Source organism: Flavobacterium sp. UBA7680, from assembly GCF_002482975.1.
Lineage (GTDB): Bacteria > Bacteroidota > Bacteroidia > Flavobacteriales > Flavobacteriaceae > Flavobacterium.
This window is the reverse complement of sequence record NZ_DLHA01000050.1, coordinates 169,987-193,832: the sequence shown is the minus strand read 5'-3', so window position 1 is coordinate 193,832 and position 23,846 is coordinate 169,987. Positions and strand designations below refer to the sequence as shown.

Below are 23,846 nucleotides of genomic sequence, written 5' to 3'. Positions count from 1 at the left end.
GTCTTTTTTTTATGTATTTTGAAAAGGTACAAAGATGCAAAGTGACAAAGGTTCAAAGTTTTCTTTGCGCTTGTTTTACTTTGCACCTTTGTCACTTTGCATCTTTGCAACTCTTCTTTATGATTTTGGCAGAGGTGCTCCTACGGCGATATCGCAACGATGGCCTGGTTGTCCGTGCGCCGGATTCATTCCTTCTGCAACAGTTTTATTGGCGTCCGTGCTTAATAAAGCAGGAACGGCATTTCCTGCAGGAACGGTAACGTTTTGTGTCATTGTTCCGCCTTGTGGTGTTGAAGCTGCCGGAGTAGTTTTAGCCGCTACTGGAGAATTCAAAGGCGCTCCAACCGGAATATCACATCTATGTCCCGGCTGTCCGTGCGATGGATTCATTCCTTTTCCAACTTTTACTGGTGCAGCCACGGTAGTCGTAACCACATTTTTTTGATTCGGATTTACTTGTACCGTTTGTCCAGGTTGAGTTTGAACTTGCTGTACCTGTTGTACTTGCTGAGTTGGTGCAGAATTTAAAGGTGCTCCAACTGCAATATCACATCGGTGGCCCGGTTGTCCGTGAGCTGGATTCAATCCTTTTGTATCGCTTAAAACCGTATTCGGGTTTGAAGGTGAAGCTTGAGTCTGATTCTGCTGCACAACTGATGGTGTTTTTGTTGTGTCTTTTGCAAGTCCAAGTCTTACCAATTCAGATGTTGCAGTACTTTCTTGTGGTTCTAATTCCTTTTTGCAGGAAACAAAAAGCAATGATGTTATAACGAGTGAACTTATAAAGATTTTCGGATTCATATTTGGGATATTTTAAAGCACTCAAATATAATCACTTTTTGAGATTAAACCATATAAGTTATGTAAGATAATTTAAGTTGCTTTGTCGTTTAATCTCTCCGAAACTCTGAGTTTTTGTTAAAGTAAATTAATTAAGAATACTGTTTGTCATTTCGACGAAGGAGAAATCTCCGTGAGTAACTCCGTCCCTAGAATCCAATCTTTGTCGAGCTTCTCGTGGAGATTTCTCCTTCGTCGAAATGACATAAAATGAGAAAAATTGGTTAAACCTGTAAAATCCGTGCGCCATCAAAAAATCCTTATCTTTAATCTCAAATACTATATCCCATGAAAAAAACAATCTTACTACTTTTATTCGTTGCCTCTTTTGCAAATGCTCAAACCGACAAAGACAAAATCAATCAAACACTTGATGCGTGGCATAAAGCCGCTGGCGACGTAAAATTTGATGCTTATTTTAATGCTTTGGCAGATGATGCAATTTATATAGGAACTGACGCAACCGAAAACTGGACGAAAAAGGAATTCTCAATTTGGGCAAAACCGTTTTTCGAAAAAGGAACAACCTGGAATTTTAAAGCACTTGAACGTCATATCTTTTTTGACAAATCGGGAAAAATTGCTTGGTTTGATGAATTATTAGATACGCAAATGAAAATCTGCCGTGGTTCTGGTGTTTTGGTAAAAGTGGGCAAAGAATGGAAAATTCAGCATTATGTATTATCAATGACAATTCCGAATGATGAAGTTGATGCTGTAACCAAAATAAAAGCACCAATTGAAGACGCTTTGATTGCGAAGCTTCAAAAAAAATAAACATTTTTATGCTTTATTCTTATAAACATAACTTTTATAGGGCTTTATAAGCGTCGGTATCAAATTAATTATAGTATAATTGACAATATTGGGTGTGTTTTGGAATAGTAAAATGAAAAACTATTAAAAAAGCGATGGGTATTTTACAAAATCGACTAAAATCAAAACACAACCACTATTTTAACAGCCCCTGAAATCTAAATATTTAATTTTTTTTAACTTTGACCCCAAAAAAAATAGGGTTCAATAAAGTATTTGAAAAAATGAAAATAGAGAAACGCTGGATCATTTCCTTTATCATTATCAGCATCGTTTGTATTATTGGGGCTTTTTGGCCAAATGTTACTGAAAATAGTTATGTATTGTCTGAATTTGGCACAACCGATCATATCGTCCCTGCGGATGTTGCCTGGATGTTAACTTCTTGTTGTCTGGTTTTAATCATGACACCGGGATTGTCTTTCTTTTACGGCGGAATGGTAGGCCGTAAAAATGTAATTTCTACAATGTTACAAAGTTTTATCTGTCTGGGTGTTGTAACACTTTTATGGGTTGTTGTGGCTTTTAGTCTTGCATTTGGAGATCCTGTAGGTTTTGGTTCTGGAGATCACTTTTATAGTTTCTTCGGAAATCCAACCACTTTTGCGTTTATGGATTATGTAAATATATTGCCTCATAAAAAATTGGCAAGTACAATTCCGTTTATGCTTTTTGCTTTGTTCCAAATGAAATTTGCTATTATCGCTCCGGCCATTATTACAGGTTCGTTCGCAGAACGTGTTCGTTTTATATCGTATTTATTATTCATCAGTTTGTTTACCATTTTTATTTATGCGCCTTTGTGCCATTCAGTTTGGTATCCAACAGGAATTCTAGGAAGTTATTTTGGCGTAAAAGATTTCGCTGGAGGAACAGTAGTTCATATGAGTTCTGGTTTTGCAGCTTTGGCGGGAGTTTTAGTTTTAGGAAAAAGAAAAAACAGTCAGCATATTCCAACCAATATTCCATTTGTATTATTAGGAACGGGAATGTTATGGTTTGGCTGGTTCGGATTCAACGCTGGTTCAGCTCTTGCAGCCAACGGAACTGCTGCTATGGCTTTTGCAACTACTACAACATCATCGGCGGCAGCCATGTTAACTTGGGTTTTCTTTGATAGAATGAACGGAAGAAAAGTTTCTGCTCTTGGAGCTTGTATTGGAGCTGTTGTAGGTTTGGTAGCGATTACGCCAGCCGCAGGATTTGTTTCTGTTCCAGAGAGTATGTTCTTCGGATTCGTTACGGCTTTGGTTTCGAACTCAGTTGTAAATTGTCGTTTATCAAAAAGATTTGATGATACGCTTGATGTTTTTGCATGCCACGGTGTTGGTGGAATTATGGGAATGATTTTAACCGCTATTTTTGCGCATGGAGAAAATGCAAGTTTATTACATGGAGGCTGGAATGTATTTGCACATCATATGATGGCATTAGTTCTGGTTTCGATCTTTACTTTCTTTGGGGCTTATTTCTTATTTAAAGTAACCAATTTCATTATTCCGCTTCGTGTTTCTGAAGAAAACGAACACATCGGATTGGATTTATCGCAGCACGACGAAACATTAGATCCAAAATTAAAAGCAATTACAGAACCGCATTACGGTTAAAAATATTTTTTTTGCCACGAATTACACTAATTTTCACTAATTTTTTTTTCGATTATACCGTTTAAATTAATTCATGAAAATTAGTGTAATTCGTGGCAAACAATTTAAAACATATAGTCCCTACGGGACATTTTTATTGCTATTAAATTTTTTCTACCGATATATAATCTCTCCGAGATATACAAGAGATTAGTGTTTAGAAAAATCTTTTTAATCCCAATAATCTGTGGCAAAAAAACAGAAAAAATAGTTGCCACGAATTACACCAATTTGCACTAATTTTTTTCGTTCATACCGATTAAATTAATTCGTGGAAATTAGTGTAATTTGTGGAAAACAATATAAAACATATAGTCCCTACGGGACATTTTTATCGGTATCGCATTTTTTCTACCGATATATAATCTCTACGAGATATGCTCCGTTAGGAGTTAAATGTCGGTAGAAATATAAATAAGATGCCTGAAGTTGTCCCGTAGGGACACACATATTAAAGTTTAGAAAAAATCTTTTTAATCCTTATCCCGATAGCTATCGGGAGTGAAAAAAACTTTAAAACCCAATTGCACTATTTTCATTCGTTTATATTCCTTAATTTTGCTGAAAATTTTTGTAAAAAGTGGGAAGTAAAAATAAACTAAAAAGATTCAGAGAAAACGAAACATTTCAAAACGTTTTTCAACCAACAAGAGAAGAAGTTGTAGGCAATTTAATGCCTTTGAGAGGAAAATGGAATTCGGATTTCTTTAAAAATGATAATCCTCTGGTTTTAGAATTAGGATGCGGGAAAGGTGAATACTCAGTTGGATTAGCAGAAAAATATCCCAACAAAAATTTTATCGGAATTGACATTAAAGGTGCGCGTTTCTGGCGTGGTGCTAAAACTGCTGTTGAAACCGGTCTTCATAATGTTGCTTTTGTTCGTACCCAAATCGAACTTATCAATCATATTTTTGCCGAAAATGAAGTGGATGAAATCTGGATTACTTTTCCGGATCCGCAGATAAAATACAAGAGAACAAAACACAGAATGACGAATTCTGAGTTCTTGAAATTGTACAAAAAAATCCTTAAAAAAGACGGTGTCGTAAATCTTAAAACCGACAGTGAATTTATGCACGGTTATACGCTTGGACTACTTCACGGAGAAGGCCACGAAGTTTTGTATGCAAATCATAATGTGTACAGAAATGAAGGAAGCCCAGAGGAAGTTACTGCTTTTCAAACATTTTATGAAAAACAATATTTAGAAATTAACAAGGCAATTACGTATATTCGTTTTAAAATTAAAGACTAATTTAATTTTGAAAAACATCTTTTAATCGCTTAAACAACTGAATGGTATATCTTACTCCATTACTTTCAGGCTTTATTGCCGCTGCAATTGGGATTATTCCGCCGGGATTAATCAATATGACGGCAGCCAAAATAAACCTGAAAGAAGGAAAAAAGAATGCTTTATGGTTTGTTATTGGAGCGGTTTTAGTGATTTTTTTTCAGGTTTACGTTGCGGTATTATTTGCGCAGGTAATTGATAATCGCCCTGATGTTGTAACCTTATTACGTGAAATAGGTTTTGTTATTTTTTCGATCTTAACGATATACTTTTTATTTATTGCGAAAGAGCCAAAAACCAAAAAGAAATCGAAGATTAAAAAGAGCAGTAAAAAAAGCCGTTTCTTTCTTGGGATGCTGCTTTCTGCATTAAACTTTTTTCCTATTCCGTATTATGTTGTAGTAAGTGTAACTTTGGCTTCGTACAATCTTTTTGTATTTGAAAACAGCATTATTTTCACTTTCGTTTTAGGATCTGTTTTGGGTTCGTTTGCTGTTTTGTACAGTTATATTGGTTTCTTTGAAAAGATCGAAAAGAAAACCGATTACTTAATGCGAAACATGAATACTATTATTGGAAGCATTACGGGTTTAGTTGCAATTGTAACACTTTTTAATATTTTGAATTACTATTTCAGTTAAAATTTATAGGCCACAGATTTTACGGATTAAAATGATTATTTTTTTACTTTGTGGTTAAATATTTTACACGGATTTATTTAGCAGATCTAAAAAGGTTTTTATTTAATTAATCTGTTTAAATCTGTAAAATCTGCGGGAAACTTAAATTTTAAGACAAAGCAAAAATCATTTTAATCCGTATAATCTGTGGCAAAAAAAATTATGGCTGAAGAAAATTTTTTCGAAAGAGTTTATGTGATTGCCCGACAAATTCCGTTTGGGAAAGTCACTTCTTATGGAGCAATTGCAAAGGCTTTGGGAACCGCACGTTCGGCAAGAATGGTGGGCTGGGCTATGAATGCATGTCATAATATGGACGATGTTCCGGCGCACAGAGTCGTAAACCAAAAAGGGCTTTTAACTGGAAAACATCATTTTGACGGAACTAATTTAATGCAACAGCTTTTAGAAAACGAAGGTATTAAAGTGGTAAACAATCAAATTGTCGATTTCGAAAAACACTTTTGGAAACCTGAAATTTCCACCATATAAGTGATATAAGTTCATTTTAGAGCTAAACTTAATCGAGACGAGAACTTTGTCAAAGTTTTAAACTTTGACAAAGTTGAACTTCAACTATAAAACAATCCCTTTTTAAATGAACTTATATCACTTATATGGTTCATATCAAATAAGGCAGATCACAAAGCTGGTTTTATCTTCATCGGTTTGGTAGCTTAGGTAGCCGCCGTGAGCTTCGATAATGTTTTTAGAAAGCGTTAAACCAATTCCTGCTCCGTCTTTTCTGGTGGTGAAAAAAGGGAGAAATATTTTGTCCTGAATTTCAGGATCGATTCCTTTTCCGTTATCCGAAATTGAAATGAAAAAGCGATTGTTTTCGGTATAACTTGACAGATACATTTTCTTTTCGTTTTTCTCTTTTAAAGCATAAACACTATTGGTAATCAAATTAATAATTACCTGTTCCATCTGATTTTTATCAATCATAATCGAACGCGAACTGTGAATATCATTTATCAATTCGATGTTTTCTGCTTTCAAAATCGGGCTCATGATTCGCAGGCAATCTTCGAATAAAGAATTGATTGGTGTCATTTGTTTCGTTGGCGTTGGCAGCATGGCGAGTTTACGGTAATTCTCTACAAAAACCTGCAAATGATCACTTCGGTTTATTATCGTTGAAATACTGCTTTTAATATCATCAAAATCATCTTCTTCTAAACTTTCCTGATCAACAATATGGAGTAAATTCTGCGAAAGCGCACGAATTGGCGTCAAAGAATTCATTAATTCATGCGAAATAATTTTCATCAAATTAATCCACGCTTCTTTTTCTTTTTTCTCGATAACACGCTGAATACTATCTAATAAAATAATGTAATATTCTTTATTATACGTTTGCGTTTTTGACGTTTGGAGCATAAAAGTCTGCAAATCCTGTTCTTCAATTTTAATCGAAATTGCCGATTTCAATTCACTGAATTCCGTTTTTTCAATTTCATTGCAAAGCGAAGGCAGGTAATTTTTAAGATATTTCCAATGGCTTACTTTTGGCACTTTAAATAAATCAGAGAAGCAGTCGTTCATCAAAAATATATCCCAGTCTTCGTTTTCTTTTTCCAAAATTAAAGCTGCGGTGTCAATATTATTTAAAAGCGAACGGTAAATCATTTCTTTTGATGTCTGTTCTTGCTGCTGCACTTTTAAATTTTCATATAAAAGATACAGGCTTTTAAAATTGTCTTTTTTATTTTCTTCGGGAAAATTGGTAGAAAAATCATTTTGAAGAATCGAAAGCAAAGTTCTGTCGTAAAACTGGAGTTCGTTTTTTACATAAAGATACATTTCGGCTAAGAATATAAAAGCAAAAAAACCAACCAAAAGTGCGTTGTAATAGAACATTTTATAGATCAGAAAAACGCAAACGAAAAAGAGAATCATTACAAACAAGACTCTTGCGAACAGGGCGTTATAAAATTTCCAGTTTTTCATTTAATTATTTTTTTGCCACAGATTAAAAGGATTAAAATGATTTTTTTGCTTTCTCTTAAAATTTTTAGCTTCCCGCAGATTATGCGGATTTAGCTGATAAAAATGAATTATAATTAATCCCAAAAATCTGCGGGAAACTAAAATTTAGGTAAAAGAAAAATCCTTTTAATCTGTGAAATCTGTGGCCAAAATTATCTTAATTCTTTAAATCGTATTTTTCAATTCTTCTGTATAAAGCGGCTCTTGACAAACCTAATTCTTCGGCGGTTTTTGAGATGTTTCCGTGATGTTTAAAAAGTGCTTTTTCGATTGCTGTTTTTTCCATTTCAGATAATGGATTATCATCATTTTCCTGAATTTCTTCAAAATCGAGAATATCTAAATCGGTTACAGAAATCGTGTTGTTTTCGGCTAAAATAAGAGCGCGTTCAATTTTGTTTTCCATTTCACGAACATTTCCTTTCCACGGATATTTTTCTAAATATGGCGCGACATTTTCTTCAAAATGCCATCCCGAAGCTTCGGGACCATGATTGTATTTTTCGGCAATATTTTCAAGAATAAAATTTGCCATCGGAACTATATCATCTTTTCTTTCGCGAAGTGACGGAAGATTTATTTCCATTGTATTAATTCTGTACAGCAAATCTTCTCTAAAGGTTTTACTTTTTACCTCAGCTTTGATATCATTATTTGTTGCCGAAATTATTCTGACATTTAAAGGTCTTGGTTTGCTTTCGCCTAAACGTGTAACGGTTTTAGTCTGCAGAACGTGCAATAATTTTGATTGCAGATGAAGCGGAATATTCCCAATTTCATCCAGAAAAATGGTTCCGTTTTGCGCCATTTCAAATCTTCCTGGCGTATCGGTTTTGGCATCTGTAAAAGCGCCTTTTGCGTACCCAAATAGTTCGCTTTCGAATAAATTATCACTTAAAGATCCTAAATCAACATGAATAAAAGGTTCTTTTTTTCGTACCGAATTTTGGTGGATAAACTCTGCAAAAACATATTTCCCTGTTCCATTTTCGCCCAAAATTAAAACGTTTGCATCGGTTTTGGCTACTTTCTCGGCAATAGAATACGCCTGTTTTATTTTTTGAGATGTGCCTACAAAATATCTTTTTTCTGTTTTTTCAACAACTTGTTTTTTACTGTTTTTTCGGCTTTCGGCGACAGCCTTATCAATTATTTCCAGTAATTTTTCGTTGTGCCAAGGTTTTAAAACATAATCAAAAGCACCAATTTTTATTCCTTCAACAGCTGTATCAATTTTTCCGAAAGCGGTCATCAAAATCACGATTGTATTTGGCGAAAGGGTTTTTACTTCTTTCAGCCAATGAATTCCTTCTCGTCCATCTTCAAAACCAATTCGGTAATTCATGTCCAGCAAAACGACATTTATTTCATTTTCACTCAAAATTGAAATGATTTTTTTGGGATTGTTTGTCGTAAAAATCGTTTCAAAATGTTTTTTGAGAATCATTTTTGCCGAAAAAAGAATTTCTTCCTGATCGTCAACAACTAATATTTGGGCTTGCTTTTTTCTCATGCTGTATTTTTTTGTCCGATTTTGAACGGTCAACTGTTCATTATCGAACACTTCGTTTTTGGATATTTTTTAAAGCCTCTTTAAAATCAGGGCTTTGCAAAAAATAAATTTTGTGGCACAGTATTTACCTATTGATTATCAGTAAATTATTTAAAAAATGGACACGATAATTCCTCGTAAAAATAGAAAATTTAGATATCTCACAATAGCAATTGGAGTTTTTTTAGTTTTGGCCGCAATTCTCTTTTTTTCTTTTAATTCAAAAAGAAGTTTAAATGTAAAAGCAGAGGAACTTTCAATTCATAAAGCCGAAAAAGCTTTTTTTGAAGATTTTGTGGTTTTTCAGGCAAAAGTTGAGCCGTTAAACGTAATGCTTGTAAATGTTACTGAAGGAGGATCTGTAAAAGAGATTTTTGTTGAAAACGGTGCAATGGTTACAAAAGGACAATCGCTGGCTCGTTTATACAACCCAAATACAGAATTGAATTATTTGACTCAGGAAACTGCTATTATCGAGCAGATCAACAATTTGAATACGGGAAAACTGAACATTAGAAATCAGGAATTGAATTTGACTAAAGATTATGTTTTAATTGAACATGATTATAATGACGCCAAAAGATTATACGATTTAAACGCAAAATTGTTTGCCAAAGATGTGATTTCAAAAAACGACTGGAATACTTTTAAGGAAAGTCTTCGTTTTCAGGAAGAACGTAAAAAAACGATTCAGCAAAGTATTCAAAAGGAAAAACAATCGAATCAATTGCAGATTTCTCAAATTAACCGTTCGATTCAAACAATGGAAATGAGTTTGGACATTTTAAGAAATAACAAAAAGAATTTTTTGATTACTGCTCCAGAATCTGGCCGACTGACTTCTTTTGAACCTGTTTTAGGAAAGACTTTTCAGGCTGGAGAAAGCATTGGAAAAATTGATTCTAAAAAAGGGTATAAATTATCTGCTGATGTTGATGAGTTTTATTTGGAAAAAATTCGCGAAGGTTTAAAAGGTCAGGTTGAATTTAAAGGAAAAACGCTGGAGGTTATTGTTACTAAAGTAATTCCAGAGGTTAAAAACGGGCATTTTATTGTAGAATTAGCTTTTGTTTCTAAAGAAGATATTGCTTTACAAGATGGTTTAAGTTTTGGCGTGAAGCTGGTTTTATCTGAGAAAAACAAAATACTGGTGGTACAAAAAGGAAGTTTTAATCAGGAAACTGCGGGGAAATGGATTTTTGTAGTAAAAGGAAATAAAGCCGAAAGAAGAAACATAAAATTAGGAAGAGAAAATCCTTCGTATTATGAAGTTCTGGAAGGTTTAAAAGAAGGCGAATCTGTTGTGATTTCTTCTTATTCAGATTATAAGGATATTGAGGAACTTTCGATTCAGTCGCAGTAAGCAGTCGCAGTGTTCAGTCTCAGTTTGCATTCACAATTAATCATTTACAATTCACAATTATAAAGGTTTCAATCATCAATCAAAAAACGCAATTAATAACTAATCTTTTAAAATATGATAACGATACAAAATTTAACCAAAGTATTTAGAACAGAAGAAGTTGAAACTGCTGCTTTAAGCGGTATTAATGTAGAAATTAAAAAAGGAGATTTCTTAACGATTATGGGGCCTTCTGGCTGCGGAAAATCGACTTTATTAAATATTATCGGGCTTTTGGACAGCGCTTCTACTGGAAGTTATAAATTACTGGATCAGGAAATGATTAATTTAAAAGAGAAAGGAAGAGCTGCTGTTCGTAAAGAAAACATTGGTTTTATTTTTCAAAACTTCAACTTAATCGATGAACTTTCGGTTTATGATAATATCGAACTGCCTTTGCTTTACAATAATGTTAAAGCATCTGACAGAAAACAAAAAATAGAGGCTATTGCTGAGAAACTAAATATTTCACATCGTTTGAAACATTTTCCGCAGCAGCTTTCGGGAGGTCAGCAGCAAAGGGTTGCGGTAGCAAGAGCTTTGGTTAATGATCCTAAAATTATTCTGGCAGATGAGCCAACAGGAAATCTGGACAGTAAAAATGGTAATGAGGTAATGGAACTTTTAACTGATTTACATGCTAAAGGTGCTACAATTTTGATGGTTACCCACTCTGATTATGATGCTTCTTTTTCACAAAGAACGATTCATATGAAAGACGGTGTTATATTCTCTGAAAAATTAAATCAACGCAATGTTGATGTTTTTATGGACGCTAAATAATCGAAAAAATGATAAAATTTGTTATTACTGCAATCTTAGTTCTGGTGGGATTTGTTTGCAAAATTTTTACTCTTCTTTAAAAGGCACAACTAGCCTTTGGACCAAAAAATAACTAACGTAATTATAAAACTTATACCATGATTTTTAACTGGTTTAAAATATTTATTTATCATTTAAGGCAAAGCAAATTGTTTTCGCTTTTAAATGTTTTAGGATTGAGCATTGGGGTTGCCAGCGTGATTTTTGCCATTTTATACTGGAATAATGAGCACGCTTACAATCAATGGAATCCGGAGAAAGAAAATGTATATCAGGTTCTGAATAAAATAGGAAGAACCGGAGATACGTGGGCTACAAGTTCAATTCCATTTGGACAAACCTGCAAGGCAACAATTCCTGAAATTGAGCAGATTTCCTTTATGCACAATTGGTATAACGAAGCAGCTATAAAGTATCAGAACAAAAAAGTAATCGATAAAAAGATAACGGTATCTGATAATAACTTTTTTGATTTTTTCCCTTTTCCAATCCTAAAAGGTGCTAAAAAAGATATTTTAAAAGAGAAAAACAGCGTTGCTATTTCTGAACAACAGGCTAAACTGCTTTTTAATAATGAAGATCCTATCGGAAAATCTATTACTTACAATGATAAGTCTTATATCGTAAAATCTGTTTTTCGTATTGTGACACCTTCTTCTATTGAGCCTAACTATGTTTTTGGTGATATTGTGCGTGAAAGTGACATTAACAGCTGGGGGAATTTTAATTATGGTTTGATGATTAAAATTAAAAAAGGTGCTGACCCTGTTTCGGTTTTAAAGAAAATGCACAATGTAAATTATGTAAACAGAACTGTAAAAGATGCTAAAGAAAGCGGACAGACGGTTGAGCAGTACGTCAAAGAAAATGGAGAAATAGAGGTTATACTTGACCAGCTGAAAACGCTGCATTTACATGGCACAAAAACTTCGGGTTCTGCTACTCCAGAGTTAAAAGGAAATCTACAGCTTATTTATATTATGGCTGGTTTATCGATTTTAATTTTAGTTTTATCATTGGTAAACTATGTTAATCTTGCTACAGCTTCTGCCATAAAACGTGCTAAGGAAGTTGGGGTTCGTAAAATTGTTGGTGCTTCAAAAAACCAAATTATTGCGCAGTTTATATTCGAAACGACAATAATTGTAATGCTGTCTATTTTGTTTGCTTTGGCAATTGTTGAACTTTCTCTTCCGTATTATAATTCTTTTTTAAGAAAGACTTTGACTATGAATGGCGGCGAATTTTACCTGCAGCTCATTTTGATTTTTGGATTAGTAATCATTCTTGCGGGTATATTCCCTGCCATTTATATCTCAAATTTCGAAACTTTAAAAGTTTTAAAAGGTAATTTCTCCAGAAGTAAAAGCGGTATCTGGATTCGAAATTCGATGCTTATTTTTCAATTCGGAATTGCAACATTTTTCATCATTGGTGCTTTGATCGTAAATTCTCAGGTTGATTATATGATGAATAAAGATCTTGGTTTTAATGGTAATCAGGTTATCAGAGTTCCGTTTAATCATAACGATTACAAAACAAAGGGTGAAAAATATCAATTAACAAAACAGGAAGTTCTTAAAATATCAGGCGTTCAGGAAGTTTCTACTTTTGCCGGTACATTTGGCAACAGTACTAATTCTAGTTCGGGCTTTACGCACAATGGTGTATTTGTTCAGCCGCGAAATGTTGAAATGGATTTTGGTTTTCTTGATATGATGAAAATTAAAGTGGTTGAGGGTCGTGATTTATCTCCAAAATTTGCATCAGATACTGTTAGCAACTGGCTTATAAATGAAACACTGGCTAAATCATTAGGGCTTAAAAATCCTATAAATACGGCGATCACTTCTGGCTGGGGAGATGAAAAGGGAAATTTAAAGTTTAAAGTTGTTGGAATTGTAAAGGATTTTCACATTACGGGATTGCAGAATAAAGTTCCGCCAATGATTTTCGTCAATCTTAAAACACTGAAATGGAACAACTTTGACAATGTATATATAAAGGTTTCTCCAAATAATTTATCTGAAACATTAGAAAAATTAAAAACATATTGGGAGAAAAATGTAAATCCAGATTATCCTTTTGATTATGAATTTGTAAACAAAGGGTTTGCAAAAACTTATGAGCAGCAAGTCAAACAAAAAGATTTGTTTTTTATCCTGAATCTGGTTGTAATCACGATTGCTATTTTTGGATTGTTTGCTTTGGCATCATTTTCGATGGAAAGAAGATTGAAAGAAATTGCGATTAGAAAAACGCTTGGCGCAGAAACAGATGTTTTGCTAAAAGAATTATCAAAACAATATATTGTTTTCTGTTTTACAGGATTTGCAATTGGTATTGTTCCGGCTTATATTTTATTGCAAAAATGGCTGGAGGATTTCGCATTCAGAATTAATGTTTCGCCCGTTCCGTTTAGTATTGCGCTTGTTTCGCTGTTAGTACTTACTTTGCTAATTGTTTTGGCAAAAGCGTATCAGGTAACCAAAATAGATGTTTTAAAATATTTAAAATACGAATAAGCTTGTAGACCATTTTTTTAAAAGAATCCCCGTCAGATATGAGAATCTTGACGGGGATTTGTTTTTTATTTTAAAGCAACCGGATCAGCATACAACAATTTATCTAAGCGTTGATCTCTATCATAAACATCAGGATAAAAGCCAATTTCGCCGTCATCGCTTACCCAAGCCGTAAAATAGCCTATATAAATTGGGATTTTATTTTTGAGCATGCAGGTGGTTTCTTTTTCACCGCTCATCGCCTGATTAATTTTATCAACCGGCCAGTCAGGATTATCTTTTAAGATTTCTAATGCCAATTGTTTGGCATCTTTTACATTAATACAACCGTGGCTGAAAATACGTTTTTCAAATTCAAATAAGCTTTTTGCAGGCGTATCGTGCAGGTAAATATCGTTTGGGTTTGGAAACAAAAATTTGACTAATCCTAAAGAATTGTCCGGTCCAGGTTTTTGTCTCACATTTCCTCCATTCCATTCCATATTATGATCGGCGAGATAATTTTTGTCTTCGGCCATTTTGAGTTTTAATTCATTTTTGATAATACTCGCCGGAACATACCAATACGGACTAAAAACAATTCGGTCGATATTACCGCTAAAAATTACCGTTTCTGTCATTCGCGTTCCCACAAAAACATCCGAAACCAAATCATATTTTCCATTCTTTACATACACCAATCGAAACGACGGAATATTTACCATTACATATTCATCTGCTTTTGCCAGTTTGGTGGGAATCCATCTGCAGCGTTCCATGTTCAGCATAATGGTGCGGATTCTGTTTCCAATTGGTTCGTTCATTTGGTCGATTTGCTCTTTTGTAAAAGTATAATTCAGTTTAAGTCCGTATCGTTTTTTATATTTTAAAGCCGCGTCCATCATTTCCTGATCATAATATTGGCTTTTAGAATTTTCTTTTAAATCACCCACCACAAACAAACGTTCTCTAATTTGCTGGATCACTTTTCCGCTGTCTAAAGGTTTTAAATCTTTGAAATTTGCTTCGTCAATGTCTATTTTTTTCCAAAGTCCGTTTTTCTCAATATTGCGATATCTTTGTAAAACATCCTGAAGTTTATAATACTGGCCAAAAAGAAGGTTTTCATCCTTATTCAATCGGCTTGGATCGCCCATTAAAGAATCTAAAATTCGATCGTACGAAATGGTTTTGGTTGGAAGAAACCACCCAATTTTTTTCAAAGTCTCTGCATCAACTCCAGAATATACATTGCTTGCATAAAACACATACATATTAGACAGCAAAAGCTCTGTATCTATTTGCGGCAGTTTATTCGAAACATTTTCATTAAAAACAGCATCAACCAAATCCATATAAGGCATTTCGGCATTTATACCCTGTTCTTCTAAAAGGTTTACTTTATGATACAATAAAGAACCAAACTCACTGACACTTTTATCATCATACCAAATCGTGTTATAAGCTTTCTTTTTATAAAGATCTTCTACGTCTTTTTGGTATTTTTTCAGTTTGGGATATTTCGCATAAAAATTGTTTATTGAAGCGGCATCAATTGTCCCTAAAACAAACTTGCTTTTGAATTTAAAAATGTTTTCAAACTCAGCGTTTTCATTTTTAATTTTTGATGTATGGCTTGCTGCATTAATAGAAAACATTAAAAAACTACAAGCAATAATTACAGAAAGAGAAGTAAAATTTCGCATATTTTTAAGGTTTAAATTTTTAAAATAAAAATCATTTCAAAAAATATCGAAAACTCATAACGAAGCTCCAAAAATAAGTTTTCATACTTTCTTGTACTATTGGAAATCTTAGATTTAAGGCACTCAAATTTAATCAAGAAAATTGACAATTCTTACATTTACTGCTGTAAATTTCATACATTTTTATATCGATTATATTCAAAAGAAACCATTACAGAATAAGGTTTCAGAACATCTTTTCGAATTTTATTGATTTTAAAAAATCTGGATTCATCATTTTGACTAATCTCAATATCAATAAATACAATTTAAAAGAGTTTAAATCCGAACTTAATCTGTTATCTTTGCAGTCTGAAATCGGTTTAAATTAATATAGAATTTTAAATCGATTTCTTTCCATACATAATAGCACAATAAAATGAAATTAGATAGAAAAGAAATTCTTAAAGCTTTAGAAACAATCACTATAGCGGGAGAAGGTAAAAATATGGTCGAAAGCGGTGCGGTTGCTAACGTACTTACTTTTGGCGACGAAGTTGTTGTTGATTTAGTATTGCACACGCCAGCTATGCATATCAAAAAAAGAGCTGAAGATGATATTAAAAAAACGATTCACGAATTAATATCTACCGATGCTAAAATTAAAGTAAATATTAAAGTTGAAACTCCTGAGAAAGCCGAAATTAAAGGTCGTGCTATTCCTGGAATTAAAAATATTATTGCAGTTGCTTCCGGAAAAGGAGGAGTTGGTAAATCGACTGTTACTGCAAATCTTGCCGTTACGCTTGCAAAAATGGGTTTTAAAGTTGGAGTTTTAGATGCCGATATTTACGGGCCTTCTATGCCAATTATGTTTGATGTTGAAAATGAAAAACCAGTTTCGATTATGGTTGACGGAAAATCGAAAATGAAACCAATTGAAAGTTATGAAATTAAAATGCTTTCTATTGGATTTTTCACAGCACCTAGCCAAGCAGTAATCTGGAGAGGACCAATGGCTGCAAAAGCATTAAACCAAATGATTTTTGATGCAGACTGGGGAGAATTAGATTTTATGCTTCTTGATTTACCTCCTGGAACTGGAGATATTCACCTTTCTATCATGCAGTCTTTACCAATTACGGGAGCTGTTGTAGTAAGTACACCGCAGGCTGTGGCTCTTGCCGATGCTAAAAAAGGAGTTGCGATGTTTATGCAGGATAACATTAATGTTCCTGTTTTGGGAATCATTGAAAACATGGCTTACTTTACACCTGAAGAATTGCCAAATAATAAATATTATATCTTTGGACAAGAAGGAGCAAAAAACCTTGCAGCAGATTTAGATGTTCCGTTTTTAGGAGAAGTTCCTATTGTACAGTCTATTCGTGAAGCGGGAGATTATGGCCGTCCGGCAGCTTTACAAACAGCATCGCCTATTGAAGCTGTTTTTGAAGAAATTACCAGAAACGTAGTTCAGGAAACAGTAAGCAGAAACGAAAGTCTTCCTGCTACCGAAGCCATTAAAATTACAACTATGGCAGGCTGCTCTGCAGTAAAGAAAAATTAAATAATTAGAATGAGATAATACGACAATTAGATAATTTTCTAATTGACACATTTTCACAATTGACACATTAATTATGACAACAGAAGAATTAACAAACAATGTTTTATTGGCCTTAGACGAAATCAGGCCGTTCTTAAAGTCTGATGGCGGAGATATTTCGCTAATCTCTATAGACGAGGATAAACATGTAAAAGTTCGTCTAGAGGGCGCTTGCTTAAGCTGCAGCGTAAACCAAATGACACTTAAAGCCGGAGTAGAAACTACGATAAAAAAATATGCACCGCAAATTGAAACTGTGGTAAATATTATGTAGTAAAAAACGCTATTTAGCCTGCTGTTTTTGATTTATTGAATTAACAAGAATAATAGGCCTTTAAGTGATAAGATTTGTAAAATCTCAATAAACCAACCCAATTGTTGCGGTTTTTTGAGGATTTCATAAAAAACAATATAAAGATTTAAGAGTTTTAGTTAACTATTTGTTACATTTTTAACTTAAATTTGTGACATAACCCTTAATCTTATATTTTATGAAGAAATTTTACACTCTATTTTTGTTAGTGTTTTTTGCGTCAGGCATTTATGCGCAAAATAAAACAGTTGTTGTTGACAAAGCTTGGATAAGCGAAGCCGAAGAATGGTCAGATTTTACATATTCAGGTAAAATTGTATTTTCAATTAATCCTGCTGATGTACCTGGAACTTTAAGTATTGGAAATTATGATTTCTTATACGATTTTGTTGATGGAAAAGGAAAATTTGCAAGCAAAACTACTTACAGTTCAGCGCAATTTTCTAATCCGAGAAAGGTTTCTGCAACGACAGACAAACAAGGAGTTTTAAACTCTACTTACGAAGGCACATTAATTTTTCAATCTGACAGAGATTATTATTCAGTAGTTGCTGTTATTACAATTCTTGAGAAAAGCGATACTATTTTGGGCGTAAAAATGCGTCTTAAAGAAAGCAACGGAAAAGAATACGCTTTTAGTACAAAACCTACGAGTTAGTATAAATACGAGGATTTTTTCACGTTATAAAATCCTACCAATAAAATTCCCATAATAAATGGATGTATTAATAAAGATTAAAGATCGAGAAGGAGTTATACACGAATTACAGGCTCCGACTGATATGGCAATGAATATAATGGAGTTATGCAAGGCATACGAACTTCCTGTTGAAGGAACCTGCGGAGGAATGGCAATGTGTGCTTCCTGCCAGTGTTATGTTCTAAATGATGTTGCATTACCAGAAATGGGAGATGAAGAAGAGGCTATGCTTTCGGAAGCGTTTTATGTTAAATCTAATAGTCGTTTAGGCTGTCAGATCCCAATTACTGAAGAATTAGAAGGACTCGAATTAGAACTGGCTCCGGAATATTAAAAAATACAAAAGCGAGAATCAAATTGATTCTCGCTTTTTTTATTTTAGTTGTCTCTTATTTATAATAGCCTTTTATGCCAATCCCTATTGTCCAAAAGTTTTTGGCTTTTTCCAAATCATCCTGGACCCAATCTTTATTTTCTTCATAATCATTATTCTCCTTCATTTCAATTATCATTTTTTCTACATCATTTTGAGTAGTTTCTCTATAAATTCCTATTGATGTTTCCTTAAAAGCATAACAAAATTCTGCTTCACTATCGTCAATTTCTCCCTTGTTTTCGTCTGTTAATAAGTTCATTAAATTTTCAGCACCAATAGTAAAGGGATCAATATTATAAATTGACACTTTTGATTTCTCTGGAAATGGTCCATAAGTAAATTCTATAAACTCGATTTTATTCGATTTATCATAATCTATTCTAAATTCATAATCATCATAGAAACTACGATTATCATAAACACTCGTTGGCAAGCCTAATATTTTTTCTACTGCAGCTTTTTCTTCACCTAAGTTAATGATTCCGATTCCTTCTATTTCAATTCCTATTAAAGGGAAAATTTTAATTTCTACCATCTCAAATTACATCTTATTGAATTAAATTATCTAACGAAAACTCTCTTAATAACTTATCTAGATATTTACCCCGACTGCTCGATTCTCTTTGATAAGGCGCAAAAGAACTGGTTGATTTATTGAATTCTGCATTGAGTTCCTGCAATTCTATTTTTTCATCGTTTGTTAATGAAGTAGATTTTTTTTCAATAAAATTCAGGATTCTTTTTACGGCGACTTCTTTATCTATAATGGCATTTTCATTGTTTTGCAAAGTGCAGATTCCGTAAACACCTTTGCAAAAGTAATTCCATTCTTCTTCTAATGCGCTTTCGATTTTTGCATTGTCAATATTCAGGTTTTCATCAAAAACATTTCCGTAAGCAAGTGCTTTGTGAGCATGGTTTTTTAAGTTTAACAATAAATTTTCTTTGAATTCAGATTTGAATTTTTCAGGATTCAAATTATCCGCATTCATCTTTATAAGTTCTAAAACCCTTGGATGAAAATACTTTTTCTCAACTGTTATTTTATGATTATCGTTTAATGAAGAACTAATTGTAATTTCTGATTTTACGACATAAGAAGGCTCAGGAACAAGTTTGTTCTCAATTAAGTTATTCAACTTGTCTGCAGCAATATTTGCTATTTTAATTACTTCTTCAAACTCAATATAATTGTCTTCGATGTATTTTAAATTAATGTCTTTCATAATATAAATAAAGATCAAATATAAGATTAAAATAAATCAAAAAAGCCGTAATTACATTGCTGCAATTACGGCTTTTTCTTTATAACAATTTTCTTTAATCTCTAGTTATACCAAACCTGTTGCGATTAAATATTCAGCAATTTGAATCGTGTTTGTTGCAGCTCCTTTTCTTAAGTTATCAGCAACGATCCATAGGTTTAATGTGTTTGGCTGGCTTTCGTCACGACGGATTCTTCCAACGAAAACATCATTTTTACCTTCTGCATATAATGGCATTGGGTATGTAAATGTGTCTAAATTATCCTGCACCACTACTCCATCCGTATTGTGTAAAATTTCACGAACTTCATTTACTTCAAAATCATTTGTAAACTCAACATTTACTGCTTCGCTATGTCCGCCTACAACTGGTACACGAACTGCCGTAGCTGTAACTCTGATGGTGTTATCACCAAGAATTTTTTGAGTTTCACGCACTAATTTCATTTCTTCTTTAGTGTATCCGTTATCTTCAAAACTATCGCAGTGTGGAATTGCATTTCTGTGAATTGGATATTTGTAAGCCATATCACCCTGAATTCCTGCGTATTCGTTTTCTAATTGCTTCACTGCTTTTACACCAGTTCCTGTTATAGATTGGTAAGTAGAAACGATGATTCTTTTAATATTGTATTTTTTATGCAAAGGGGCCAAAGCTAATACCATTTGAATAGTAGAACAGTTTGGGTTTGCAATAATTTTATCTTCTTTTGTTAATACAGAAGCATTGATTTCTGGAACTACTAATTTCTTAGTTGGATCCATTCTCCATGCAGATGAATTGTCAATAACAGTTGTTCCGGCTGCAGCAAATTTTGGAGCCCATTCTAACGAAGTATCTCCACCTGCAGAGAAAACTGCAATATCAGCTTTCATATCTACAGCAGTCTGTAAACCAACAACTTTATATTTAGTTCCTTTATATTCAATTTCTTTTCCTACTGATCTTTCAGATGCAACAGGGATTAATTCTGTAACAGGAAAATTTCTTTCTGCTAAAACTTTAAGCATTACTTCGCCAACCATTCCGGTAGCACCTACAACTGCAATTCTCATTATTTATATTTTTAAATAGCTATTAATCTAATTTTACTCTGCAAAAATAGTTATAATAAAAACGAAAACAACATGCTTCACAAAAAATAACAAAATGTTATAAATTAAACAATATGTAAAAAAAACCGCTCCATCCAAGAAGCGGTTAAGTTAGACTTAGTGTAGCGGTATTATATCTTATTTATTTTTTAATAAATCTCTAATTTGCGTAAGCAATTCTTCCTGAGTTGGTCCGGCTGGTGGAGCTGGAGCTTCTTCTTTTTTAAGTTTGTTTATTCCTTTAATAACTAAGAATAAAACAAAAGCGACAATAGCAAAGTTAATTACTGCCGACAGAAAGAGACCATATTTTACACCGCCAAAAGCCGTAAGATCTTGAATTTTTTCTAAATGTGCAGCTTCTAAAGCCGGTTTTAATACTAGTGGCGTAATTACATCTTCAATAAATGAACTTACAATTTTACCAAATGCTGCTCCAATAATTACTGCAACAGCAAGATCAACCACGTTGCCTTTTATTGCAAATGCCTTAAATTCTGAAAAAAATCCCATATTGTATCTATTTACATTTATAATAAGTGAATACCGAAAATACGCAATTTTCTTGAAAGTTCTTAAAATTATCTAAAAAATACCCTCTTGACACGCTGCGAAATACTCGTCATAATCTCATACGGAATGGTTTTTAAAGCATCGGCCATTTCGATAACGGTTGGGCTTTCGCCAAAAATAATTACCGAATCGCCTTCTTTACAATCAATATGACTTACATCAACCATTAACATATCCATACAGACGCTTCCTACGATATAGGCTTTTTGATTTTTAATTGTTACAAAACCAACCTGATTGCCCCATAATCTCGAAATTCCATCCGCATAACCAATTGGAATTGTGGCAATTTTGGTTTCTTTTTCGGCCATAAAACGACGTCCATAGCCTACGCTGTCGCCACTTGGAATAGTACGAACCTGCGAAATAATCGATTTTAAGGTTCCCACATTTTCCAGATATTTTTGTTCTGACGGGTCGTTTGAAACGCCGTATAAACCAATTCCTAAACGAACCATATTATATTGTGCATTTGGAAAATTGCTAATTCCGGATGTATTTAAAATATGACGAATTGGATTTATGTTTAATTCTGTCATTAATTTTGAAGATAATTTTTCGAATAAATTAATCTGTTTAATGACAAAATCATAATGATTTAAATCGTCGCTTGTTGCCAAATGCGATAAAATACTTTGAACACGAACGGTTGAATTTCCTTTTAAAGTTTCAATTAACTCATCGATCGTATTGTCTTCAAAACCTAAACGGTGCATTCCGGTGTCGACTTTGATATGAATTGGAAAATCTTTTAAATTCTTTTCTCTGGCAATTTTCAAAAAGGCATTTAATCCTTTTATACTGTAAATTTCAGGTTCTAGTTTATATTGAATTATCGACGGAAAACTGGTCGATTCGGGATTCAAAACCATAATTGGCAGTTTGATTCCGCCGTTTTTCAGTGAAATTCCTTCATCGGCGAAAGCCACACCTAAATAATTTACTTTATTATGTTCGAGTAATTTTGCAATTTCAAGTCCGCCGTTTCCATAACCAAAAGCTTTTACCATAACCATGATTTTTACATCGTCGGCTAATTTTGATTTGAAATAATTTAAATTGTGATTTATGGCATCCAGATTAATTTCGAGAACCGTTTCATGTGTTTTTTCCTCCAGCAGCGAAACGATTTCTTCAAACTGAAACGATCTTGCTCCTTTTATTAAAATGGTTTCATTATTGAAATTCAGGTTTTCAATTTCGGCAATAAATTCTGCCGTATTTTGAAACATCGTACTGTTTGGAAATTTAGCTGCAAAAGATGAAATTGTCGTTCCAATTCCAATAACGCGGTTGATTTTATTGTCTGAAATTAACTGAGCAACTTTAGAATAGAGTTCTTCGTTTGAAAATCCACTTTGAAAAATATCTGATAATATAACAGCTTTTGAAGCATTCTTTTTCTGGCTTTCTAAAAAGTCTAAAGCAATTTTCAACGATTGAAAATCTGAACTGTAACTATCGTCAATTAAGCTGCAATTGTGAATTCCGTTTTTAACTTCAAGACGCATTTCGACCGGATAAAGCAATTTTACACGATTTTGAATAACCTCGAAATCATAGTTAAAACGCAGTAAAACCAATAAACAGGAAATGGTATTTTCTATAGAAGCCGAATCGCTAAACGGAATTTCTAAATTGAAAACTTCGTCTTTATATTGGTATTTAATTATTGTAGCATCGTTTTTAGTTTCTTTCATCAGAATAAAAACATCGGCAGAAGCGTCTGTAAAACTCCATGAAAATAACGTTCTGTTTTGAAGTGGAAATTCGGCAGAAAAATCTAAAAGACATTGATCTACCAATTCATTTTTTTGATAGATTATTACGGCTGATTTTTTGAAAAGCAGTAATTTTTCTTTGATTTTTTGAACCAGATTTTCAAAACCTTCATCGTGCGCAGAACCTATACTGGTTAAAACGCCAATATTAGGTTTGATGATTTTTTCGAGATTAACCATTTCGTTAACCGTTGAAATTCCGGCTTCGAAAATTCCTAAATTATGTTTTTCATTTATAGCAATAACAGAAAGCGGAACGCCAACTTGTGAGTTGTAACTTTTTGGGCTTCGGATAATATTATAGTCGGGACTTAAAAGGAAATTAAGCCATTCTTTTACGATGGTTTTTCCGTTACTTCCGGTTAAACCAATTATAGGAAAATCGAATAAATCACGATAATAACCCGCCAATTCCTGAAGTGCTTTGCGCGTATTTTTTACGACGAAAAAATTGGCTTTTCCTTTTACATTTTCGGGAATATACTGAACAACAAAATTCTGAACGCCTTTTTCTATCAATTCTGAAATATACAAATGAGCATCATTATTGACCCCGGAAAGAGCAATAAACAATGTTTTAGACCCGTTTTGCAAAGAACGGCTGTCGATCGAAATATGATCAACAAAAATATCAGAATCTGAACCTATCCATTCGGCGTTAAAAACCGGAATAAGGCTTTTTAAATTTATGCTCATTTAGAAATTTCTTTTTGTCAAATTTAAAAAAAGGTTTGCCACGAATTACACTAATATTTCTTAATTTATTTTGAAATGTAAAAAAGGGAGTTGCCACGAATTACACTAATTTCCACGAATTATTTTATTTGTTGGATGGTTAAAATATTAGCCACAGATTAAACGGATTTAAAGGATTTTCAATCTGTGAGAATCCTTTAAA

At 33.3% G+C, this 23,846-nt stretch carries 21 protein-coding genes; 12 read left to right on the top strand and 9 right to left on the bottom strand.

Annotation, left to right across the window (positions count from 1 at the left end):
• Window positions 1–117: 117 nt before the first annotated feature.
• Window positions 118–801, bottom strand: coding sequence for a hypothetical protein (locus B3C18_RS20985; RefSeq protein ID WP_291151347.1), 684 nt, complete (start codon window positions 799–801; stop codon window positions 118–120).
• 327 nt (window positions 802–1,128) lie between these two features.
• On the opposite strand from B3C18_RS20985, the gene B3C18_RS20980 reads away from it, so the two are divergent.
• From B3C18_RS20980 to B3C18_RS20960, 5 genes are all read left to right on the top strand, one after another.
• A complete protein-coding gene (locus B3C18_RS20980; protein ID WP_291151344.1) occupies window positions 1,129–1,617 on the top strand; it encodes a nuclear transport factor 2 family protein in 489 nt (162 codons plus the stop codon).
• Window positions 1,618–1,880: 263 nt separating this feature from the next.
• Window positions 1,881–3,263 carry an ammonium transporter gene (locus tag B3C18_RS20975; RefSeq protein WP_291151341.1) on the top strand — a complete coding sequence of 461 codons (1,383 nt, stop codon included), beginning with the start codon at window positions 1,881–1,883 and terminating at the stop codon, window positions 3,261–3,263.
• A gap of 619 nt (window positions 3,264–3,882) precedes the next feature.
• Window positions 3,883–4,560 (top strand): tRNA (guanosine(46)-N7)-methyltransferase TrmB, encoded by a 678-nt coding sequence (gene trmB / locus B3C18_RS20970; protein WP_053469925.1) that lies wholly within the window; start codon window positions 3,883–3,885, stop codon window positions 4,558–4,560.
• A 41-nt stretch (window positions 4,561–4,601) separates the two neighbouring features.
• The gene (locus tag B3C18_RS20965) at window positions 4,602–5,240 is read left to right on the top strand and encodes a LysE family transporter (protein ID WP_291151337.1); all 639 of its coding nucleotides are present in this window, start codon (window positions 4,602–4,604) and stop codon (window positions 5,238–5,240) included.
• Window positions 5,241–5,441: 201 nt separating this feature from the next.
• A complete protein-coding gene (locus B3C18_RS20960; protein WP_291151334.1) occupies window positions 5,442–5,771 on the top strand; it encodes an MGMT family protein in 330 nt (109 codons plus the stop codon).
• Window positions 5,772–5,906: 135 nt separating this feature from the next.
• On the opposite strand, the gene B3C18_RS20955 is transcribed toward B3C18_RS20960, so the two are convergent.
• Entirely contained in the window at window positions 5,907–7,232 is a 1,326-nt protein-coding gene (locus B3C18_RS20955) for a sensor histidine kinase (protein WP_291151331.1), read from the bottom strand.
• Between the two features lie 196 nt (window positions 7,233–7,428).
• The gene (locus B3C18_RS20950; RefSeq protein WP_291151328.1) at window positions 7,429–8,784 is read right to left on the bottom strand and encodes a sigma-54-dependent transcriptional regulator; all 1,356 of its coding nucleotides are present in this window, start codon (window positions 8,782–8,784) and stop codon (window positions 7,429–7,431) included.
• A gap of 157 nt (window positions 8,785–8,941) precedes the next feature.
• Here B3C18_RS20950 and B3C18_RS20945 point away from each other — a divergent pair, with 157 nt between their 5' ends.
• The 3 genes from B3C18_RS20945 (at window position 8,942) to B3C18_RS20935 (ending at window position 13,572) form a co-directional block, all read left to right on the top strand.
• Window positions 8,942–10,186 (top strand): efflux RND transporter periplasmic adaptor subunit, encoded by a 1,245-nt coding sequence (locus B3C18_RS20945; RefSeq protein WP_291151325.1) that lies wholly within the window; start codon window positions 8,942–8,944, stop codon window positions 10,184–10,186.
• 114 nt (window positions 10,187–10,300) lie between these two features.
• Entirely contained in the window at window positions 10,301–11,008 is a 708-nt protein-coding gene (locus tag B3C18_RS20940; protein WP_291151322.1) for an ABC transporter ATP-binding protein, read from the top strand.
• Between the two features lie 137 nt (window positions 11,009–11,145).
• Window positions 11,146–13,572 carry an ABC transporter permease gene (locus B3C18_RS20935; RefSeq protein WP_291151320.1) on the top strand — a complete coding sequence of 809 codons (2,427 nt, stop codon included), beginning with the start codon at window positions 11,146–11,148 and terminating at the stop codon, window positions 13,570–13,572.
• A gap of 65 nt (window positions 13,573–13,637) precedes the next feature.
• Here the strand turns inward: B3C18_RS20935 and B3C18_RS20930 are convergent, their stop codons facing one another.
• Window positions 13,638–15,257, bottom strand: coding sequence for a L,D-transpeptidase family protein (locus tag B3C18_RS20930; RefSeq protein WP_291151317.1), 1,620 nt, complete (start codon window positions 15,255–15,257; stop codon window positions 13,638–13,640).
• Between the two features lie 418 nt (window positions 15,258–15,675).
• Here B3C18_RS20930 and B3C18_RS20925 point away from each other — a divergent pair, with 418 nt between their 5' ends.
• The 4 genes from B3C18_RS20925 (at window position 15,676) to B3C18_RS20910 (ending at window position 18,192) form a co-directional block, all read left to right on the top strand.
• Complete coding sequence (locus tag B3C18_RS20925; protein WP_291151314.1) at window positions 15,676–16,806, top strand: Mrp/NBP35 family ATP-binding protein; 1,131 nt, start codon at window positions 15,676–15,678, stop codon at window positions 16,804–16,806.
• A 73-nt stretch (window positions 16,807–16,879) separates the two neighbouring features.
• Complete coding sequence (locus B3C18_RS20920; protein WP_073483617.1) at window positions 16,880–17,119, top strand: NifU family protein; 240 nt, start codon at window positions 16,880–16,882, stop codon at window positions 17,117–17,119.
• 217 nt (window positions 17,120–17,336) lie between these two features.
• On the top strand, window positions 17,337–17,816 hold the full coding sequence (locus tag B3C18_RS20915) for a hypothetical protein (RefSeq protein ID WP_291151308.1): 480 nt from the start codon (window positions 17,337–17,339) through the stop codon (window positions 17,814–17,816).
• A gap of 58 nt (window positions 17,817–17,874) precedes the next feature.
• Window positions 17,875–18,192 (top strand): 2Fe-2S iron-sulfur cluster-binding protein, encoded by a 318-nt coding sequence (locus B3C18_RS20910; RefSeq protein WP_012023404.1) that lies wholly within the window; start codon window positions 17,875–17,877, stop codon window positions 18,190–18,192.
• Between the two features lie 55 nt (window positions 18,193–18,247).
• Here the strand turns inward: B3C18_RS20910 and B3C18_RS20905 are convergent, their stop codons facing one another.
• The 5 genes from B3C18_RS20905 to B3C18_RS20885 all read right to left on the bottom strand — a co-directional run bounded on the left by B3C18_RS20905 (window position 18,248) and on the right by B3C18_RS20885 (window position 23,644).
• On the bottom strand, window positions 18,248–18,769 hold the full coding sequence (locus B3C18_RS20905) for a hypothetical protein (protein ID WP_291151305.1): 522 nt from the start codon (window positions 18,767–18,769) through the stop codon (window positions 18,248–18,250).
• 13 nt (window positions 18,770–18,782) lie between these two features.
• Window positions 18,783–19,460, bottom strand: coding sequence for a DUF6058 family natural product biosynthesis protein (locus B3C18_RS20900; protein ID WP_291151302.1), 678 nt, complete (start codon window positions 19,458–19,460; stop codon window positions 18,783–18,785).
• 105 nt (window positions 19,461–19,565) lie between these two features.
• Window positions 19,566–20,555 (bottom strand): aspartate-semialdehyde dehydrogenase, encoded by a 990-nt coding sequence (locus B3C18_RS20895; RefSeq protein ID WP_291151299.1) that lies wholly within the window; start codon window positions 20,553–20,555, stop codon window positions 19,566–19,568.
• A 177-nt stretch (window positions 20,556–20,732) separates the two neighbouring features.
• Window positions 20,733–21,107: a large conductance mechanosensitive channel protein MscL gene (gene mscL / locus B3C18_RS20890; RefSeq protein WP_291151296.1), complete on the bottom strand. Its 375-nt coding sequence runs from the start codon at window positions 21,105–21,107 to the stop codon at window positions 20,733–20,735.
• Window positions 21,108–21,175: 68 nt separating this feature from the next.
• Complete coding sequence (locus B3C18_RS20885) at window positions 21,176–23,644, bottom strand: bifunctional UDP-N-acetylmuramoyl-tripeptide:D-alanyl-D-alanine ligase/alanine racemase (RefSeq protein WP_291151293.1); 2,469 nt, start codon at window positions 23,642–23,644, stop codon at window positions 21,176–21,178.
• Window positions 23,645–23,846 lie beyond the last annotated feature (202 nt).